We start from the raw sequence: 5,888 nt of genomic DNA on the forward strand, positions 1-5,888 counted from the left end.
GACAACGACCCCCATGTCGTGCTCGACCGCGAGCAGGGTCGTGGTCAGCGGCGCCTGTCGCGGGCGGTCAGGCGCCGCGGTCGGCGAGCACCGTCGCCTCGGCGAGCGCGGCGGCGTCGTCGGGGACGTCGACGGCGGTCGCGCTGCCGGCCTCAGCAGCGTCGCGCGCGGTGAGCGCGTCGGCGGCGTCGTCGGGGACGGGCGCGCCGAACGTGTGGCGCAGGCCCAGAAGGACCGCGCCGGCGATCACGACGACGCCGAACATCACGGCGGCCATCGTCACGGGCGGCGACCCGCCGAGCAGGCCGGTCACCGGCGCGACGACCGCGCCGACGCCGAACTGGAAGGCCCCGATGAGCGCCGCCGCACTCCCGGCGCGGTGGGCGTTGCGCTCGAGCGCGATCGCCGGGACGGAGGGCATCACGAAGCCCGCGGTGCCGAGCGTGAGGACGATGAGCGGCACGAGCCACGCCAGCCCGCCGCCGGCGAGCGCCGCGACGAGCAGACCGCCCGAGAGGACGAACCCGGCGGCGATCGCTCCCTGGAGGATGCGCTCGGGCGCGACGCGGCCGACGAGCGCACCGTTGATCTGGCTGCCCGCCGTCACGGACACCGCGCCGACGCCGAACACGATCGCGTACTGCTGGGCCGACATGCCGAAGAAGTCCTGGAACACGAACGTCGACGCGGAGATGTAGGTGAACATCGCGGCCATGTAGAAGCCGGCGATGAGCGCGAGGCCGATGAACGACCAGTCGCCCAAGAGCGAGCCGTAGGAGCGCAGGGCGGCGACGGTCCCGCCGGAACGCCGGCGCTCGGCCGGCAGGGTCTCGCGGAGGCGGAGCAGCACGAGCACGAAGAGCACCGCGCCGACCACGGCGAGCGCGACGAACATGCCGCGCCACGACCCGAGCCGCAGGAACTGGGCGCCGATGGTCGGGGCGAGGATCGGCGCGACGCCCACGACGAGCATGAGGCGCGCGATGACCTTGCCGATCTGGTAGCCCTCGAACGAGTCGCGCACGATTGCCATGGAGAGCACCATCCCGGCGGCCGCGGAAAGCCCTTGGACGAACCGCAAGCCGGTGAGCGCGGCGACCGACCCGGCGAACACGATGCCCGCGGACGCGGCGACGTACACCGCGAGCGACACGAGCAGGGGAGCGCGGCGGCCGATCGCGTCGGAGACCGAGCCGATGAGGAGCTGGCCGATCGCTAGCCCGGCGAGCGTCGCGGTGAGCGTGAGCTGGACGCGGGACTCGGTCGTGCCGAGCTCGTCGACGATGCGTGGGAAGGCGGAGAGGTACAGGTCGATCGTCAGCGGACCGATCGCGGTGAGTGCGGAGAGCAGCAGGACGAGCCCCGCGCTGATGCGCCCGGGTCGGGCGGGGGCGGCGGGGCTCGTGGAGCCGGTGCCCGGCGGGGCGGCGACGGGCGCGGTCGGCGCCGGCGTCGCGGGGGGAGTGGAGGCCATGACAGGGGCAACCCCGCGCGGGGCGCCACATGTTCCCGGACGCCGTACGCGATCGAATGCTGAGACGGTGGAGCGGCCTCAGGCTCGGACGCGCACCTCGCCGTCGAGAACGACGAACCGCCCCGTCGAGCACGACCTTGCTGTCGCCACGAGCCTCAGAACGGCAGCAAGGTCGTGCTCGCTGCGGTCGTCAGCCCTGGGCGTCGCGCCAGGCGACCCACTCCCGTACGAGCGAGAGGTCGTAGTCGGGTCCGCTCGTGCCGACGGTGAACAGCGTCGCGCCCGCAGCGACGAGCGCGTCCGCGGACTCCGACGGCGGCCGTGACACGCCGACCGAGCGCTCGACGAGCGTGGCGGTGTCGCGGCCGGCGGCCTCGCCGTGCTCGTCGAGGATCGCGCTCTTGCGCGCGAGCGTCTCCGCGTCGCCGAACGAGTGCCACACGTCCGCGTGCTCTGCCACGACGCGCAGGGTCTTGCGCTCGCCGCCGCCACCGACGAGCACGGGGATGTCGCGCGTCGGCGTGGGGTTCGACGCCGCCCAGCGGGCCTTGATGCGCGGAAGCGCCTCGGCGAGGTCGGCGATGCGCCCGCCCGCGGTGCCCAACTCGTAGCCGAACCGGTCGTAGTCCTTCTCGAACCAGCCCGCCCCGATCCCGAGGATCAGGCGACCGCCGCTGATGTGGTCGACCGTGCGCGCCATGTCGGCCAGGAGGTCGGGGTTGCGGTAGCTGTTGCAGGTGACGAGGGCGCCGATCTGGACGCGCTCGGTCTGCTCGGCCCACGCGCCGAGCATGGTCCAGCACTCGAAGTGCTTGCCTTCGGGGTCGCCCGTGAGCGGGAAGAAGTGGTCCCAGTTGAAGATGACGTCGACGCCGAGGTCCTCCGCGCGCAGCACGGCGTCACGGATCTGGGCGTAGTCGGCGTGCTGCGGCTGGAGCTGGACGCCGATGCGGTACGGGTGCCGGGATGAGGTCATGTCGGGAATCTACGTCCCGGCGGAGCACGACGTCGCGCGCTCTCGAGCGCGGAGACGAGGGCGACGACACCGCGGGAACGACGGCACGGTCATGGTCGGCGGACCTAGGGTGGGCGCATGAAGCGACTGGTGGGCCTGCTCGTGACGCTCGTGGTGATCGTGGCGGTCGCCGTCGTGGCGGACCGGGTCGCGGTCGGCGCCGCGGAGCGCGGCGCGGTGACGGCGTTCGAGCAGCAGGCCGACGACGTCTCCGGGGCGCAGCTCGACATCACGGGGTTCCCGTTCCTCACGCAGCTCGCGCGCGGCGAGCTCACGCATGTCACCGGCTCGGCGGACTCCGCATCCTTCGGCGGCTACGCGATCTCCGACCTCCAGGTCGAGGCCGACGGCGTGAGCACGTCGGAGCCGTACCGCATCGCGTCCGGGACCGCGTCGGGGGTCATCGCGGCCGAGTCGCTGCAGCAGATCGTGGCCGAGCAGAGCGGCCTGGACGTCGGCGTCACCGCCTCAGGCGACGTGCTGTCGCTGGCCTTCGACCTGCTGGGCGCGACGATCACGGTCGACGTGACTCCGCGCGTGTCCGGTCCGGCCGAGCTCGCCGTCGACGTCGTCGCGGTCCGCACGGGCCTCGGGACGGTGTCGGTCGACGACCTCCCGTCCGGGATCTCCCGCGCGCTGTCCGACCTGCGGGTCCCGCTCGACCTGCCCGCCGGCGTCGCGCTCGACGCCGTGTCCGTCGTCGACGGCGGGGCGCGCGTCACGGTGACGGGGACCGACGTCGTCGCCGAGGACCTGGTGGCGTCGTGACCGTCGCGACCGGGGCGGGGGAGACGCGGTGAGCGAGGCGCCCGTGGACGAGCGCCACGTGCTTGCGGCGCGCCTCGCCGCCCACCGCCTGCGCTCGCCCGACCTGCCCGACGTGCCGACCGCCGTCGGGCACCTCGTCGCGGTGCAGGGCCAGGAGTTCCACCCGTCGCTCTGGGGTCTGACACGGCGGCTCGTGCCCGAGGCGCGCCCCGGAGCGGCCGCCGCCGCCGCGGCCTGCGATCGTGGGGAGGTGCTGCGCACGCACGTCCTGCGCCCCACGTGGCACCTCGTCCGGCCCGACGACGCGCGGTGGCTCGTCGAGCTCACCGCGCCGCGCGTGCACCAGGCCAACGGGACGCTCTACCGGCAGGTGGGGACGGACGGGCACGGCGCGGAGACCGACCTCGTCCTCGGGGCCGTGCAGGAGCGGCCGCGCACACGCCGCGAGCTCGCGGGCCTGCTCGCCGCGCACGGTCGCCCGCTCGAGGGCATCGCGCTCGGCTACGTGCTCATGCGCGCCGAGCTCGACCGTCTCCTGGTCAGCGGGCCCCTCGACGGGAAGCAGCAGACGTACGCGGCGTTCGACGACCGCGTCCCGGCGGGATACGGGCCGCTCGGCGAGCGGTTCGACCGGGACGCCGCGCTCGTCGAGCTGCTGCGCCGCTACCTCGCGAGCCGCGCGTACGCGACGGTCAAGGACGTCGCGCAGTGGTCGGGCTTCACGCTCACCGACGTGCGGCACGCGCTCGACCTGCTGGGCGAGGAGGTCGTCGCGGTGCCCGGGTCGGGCCTGTTCGAGGGCCTGACGCTCTGGCGGCTCGCGGACCCCGGCGAACGGGTGCTCGAGCCCGGGCCGTTCGCCGGCGCCCTCGCGCCCGACGGCGACCCCGACCGCCCGGTGGTCGACCTGCTCCAGAGCTACGACGAGCTCTTCACGTCCTACGGCGAGACGCGCGCGGTCGTCGTGGCCGACGGCGTCGACCTCGGCGACCGGCTCGGGTCGTTCATCCACGGGCTCGCCGTCGACGGCGTCGTCGTCGGGCGGTGGCGCTGGGTCGTCGGGACGTGCGACGTCGTGGTCGAGCCGCAGTGGCGCCGCGCGCCCACGCCCGCGGAGACGGCGGCGTTCGCCGAGCAGGTCGCCGCCGTCTCCGCGCACTGGGGGCGGGCCGGCCGCACCTGAGCCGCACCGCGGTGGAGCCGGGCCGACCGGTCGACCCGACCCCGGTGCGTCAGCCCTCCGCGGGGCCCGTGAACGCCTCGAGGCCCGCCGTCGCGCACGCCTCGTCCGCCATGCCGTCGGGCGCGCCGCCGACGCCGATGCCCGCGATCGTCGCGCCGTCGATCTTCACCGGGACGGCGCCCGGGAGGAACAGCGTGCCGGGCAGGTCGGCGACCGTCGCGCCGTCGCCGGCCGCGCGCGGCGCGAGCTCGCTCGTCGCGGCGCCGAACGCCGCCGACGTGTACGCCTTGGCCTGGGCGGCCTCGAGCGTGTGCACCGCGGCGCCGTCGCCGCGCACGAGCGCCTGGACCTGGCCCGCGCGGTCGACGACGGCGACGCTGACGAAGCCGAGGTCCTCGGCCTGGCACGCGGCCAGCGCCGCGCCCGCGGCCTCCTGCGCCGCCGCGACGGAGAGCCGGCCGACCTGCACGACCTCGTCCGTCGTGACGTCGGCGACCGCGACCGCGACGGCGGCGGGCTGCGCGGGCTGGTCGGCCGCCGCGTCGTCGCTCTCGGACCCGCCCCCGGTGCAGGCGGTGAGCGTGAGGGCGGTCGCGAGCGCGACGGCGGTGAGGGTCAGCGGGCGGAGGCGCGAGGCGGCCATGGTGGTGCCTTTCTCGGGGTGGTCGGACGCGGACGTCCGGGGTCGTGACCAGTCTTCGCGGCGGGTCCGGGGCGCCGCGTCGGCGGATCGGGTCCGGCCCGCTGCCCCGTTCGTCGCGGCGGGTCTCGTCCGATCGGCTGATGTGCCGGGGCAGGGCGGGCGCCTACCGTGGGTCGGTGCCCACCGACCTGCCCGTGCCTCCCGGAGAGGCTCGCCCCGCTGCCGGTGGCGCGCTCGACGTCGGGGTGCACGCGACGTTCCTCGCGCTCGTCGCGACGTCCACGACGCGGTACGTCGTGCGGCACGGCGCGGACGACCGCTGGCAGCTCGTCGTGGTGCTGGCCGCGGTGACGGTCGTCGCGTACGGGGCGCTCCTCGTGGCGTCGCGCCGCGCGTCGTCGCGGTCGGTCCCCGCGCGGGCGGCGACCCTCGTGCTCCTCGCGACGTGGTCGGTGCTGACGCTCCTGGCCCCGAGCTTCGCGTGGTGCGCGCTGCCCCTGTTCTTCGTGTGCCGCCTCGCGTTCCGCCCGCCGTGGTCGCACGTGCTCGTCGGGGAGGTCGCGGTCGTGACGTCGGTCGCGCTGCTGCGGCTCTCGGACGGGACCGACTGGGCCGCGCTCGTCGGCCCGCCGTGCGTCGCGGTGCTCCTCACGCTCGTCACCGACCGCGTGGAGCGCGACGCGGCGGCACGGGTCCAGCTCCAGGAGCAGATCGCGCAGGCGCAGGCCCGGCCCGCCCGGGGCGGGCCCGAGGCGGGGCTCGTGGGCGAGCGCGCGGGCCCCCCGCGCGGGAACCACCCCACCAG

Annotated in this window: 5 protein-coding genes and 1 pseudogene; 3 read left to right on the forward strand and 3 right to left on the reverse strand. The window is 75.5% G+C overall.

The genetic code is table 11. From position 1 onward, the window contains the following. Positions 1–67: 67 nt before the first annotated feature. Together ACFWH7_RS20565 and ACFWH7_RS20570 are read right to left on the reverse strand one after the other, a co-directional pair. A complete protein-coding gene (locus ACFWH7_RS20565) occupies positions 68–1,474 on the reverse strand; it encodes a multidrug effflux MFS transporter (protein ID WP_378219465.1) in 1,407 nt (468 codons plus the stop codon). Positions 1,475–1,664: 190 nt separating this feature from the next. Further along, entirely contained in the window at positions 1,665–2,450 is a 786-nt protein-coding gene (locus ACFWH7_RS20570; protein WP_378219467.1) for an LLM class F420-dependent oxidoreductase, read from the reverse strand. A gap of 117 nt (positions 2,451–2,567) precedes the next feature. Between ACFWH7_RS20570 and ACFWH7_RS20575 the strand changes: the two genes are divergently transcribed. Continuing rightward, complete coding sequence (locus ACFWH7_RS20575) at positions 2,568–3,257, forward strand: LmeA family phospholipid-binding protein (RefSeq protein WP_378219469.1); 690 nt, start codon at positions 2,568–2,570, stop codon at positions 3,255–3,257. Between the two features lie 28 nt (positions 3,258–3,285). Then, a complete protein-coding gene (locus ACFWH7_RS20580) occupies positions 3,286–4,440 on the forward strand; it encodes a DNA glycosylase AlkZ-like family protein (RefSeq protein ID WP_378219471.1) in 1,155 nt (384 codons plus the stop codon). A 49-nt stretch (positions 4,441–4,489) separates the two neighbouring features. Here the strand turns inward: ACFWH7_RS20580 and ACFWH7_RS20585 are convergent, their stop codons facing one another. After that, a complete protein-coding gene (locus tag ACFWH7_RS20585) occupies positions 4,490–5,083 on the reverse strand; it encodes a GlcG/HbpS family heme-binding protein (RefSeq protein WP_378219473.1) in 594 nt (197 codons plus the stop codon). Positions 5,084–5,259: 176 nt separating this feature from the next. On the opposite strand from ACFWH7_RS20585, the pseudogene ACFWH7_RS20590 reads away from it, so the two are divergent. Continuing rightward, a pseudogene (locus ACFWH7_RS20590) lies at positions 5,260–5,888 on the forward strand (sensor histidine kinase); the annotation flags it as partial.

The organism is Cellulosimicrobium cellulans, assembly GCF_042723955.1.
Classification (GTDB): Bacteria; Actinomycetota; Actinomycetes; order Actinomycetales; family Cellulomonadaceae; genus Cellulosimicrobium; species Cellulosimicrobium cellulans_H.

What these genes read in the sequence shown, in the direction of transcription:
- ACFWH7_RS20570 (WP_378219467.1), bottom strand. Translation starts at nt 2,450, where the DNA reads ATGACCTCATCCCGGCACCCGTACCGCATCGGCGTCCAGCTCCAGCCG.
- ACFWH7_RS20575 (WP_378219469.1), top strand. Translation starts at nt 2,568, where the DNA reads ATGAAGCGACTGGTGGGCCTGCTCGTGACGCTCGTGGTGATCGTGGCG.
- ACFWH7_RS20565 (WP_378219465.1), bottom strand. Translation starts at nt 1,474, where the DNA reads ATGGCCTCCACTCCCCCCGCGACGCCGGCGCCGACCGCGCCCGTCGCC.
- ACFWH7_RS20585 (WP_378219473.1), bottom strand. Translation starts at nt 5,083, where the DNA reads ATGGCCGCCTCGCGCCTCCGCCCGCTGACCCTCACCGCCGTCGCGCTC.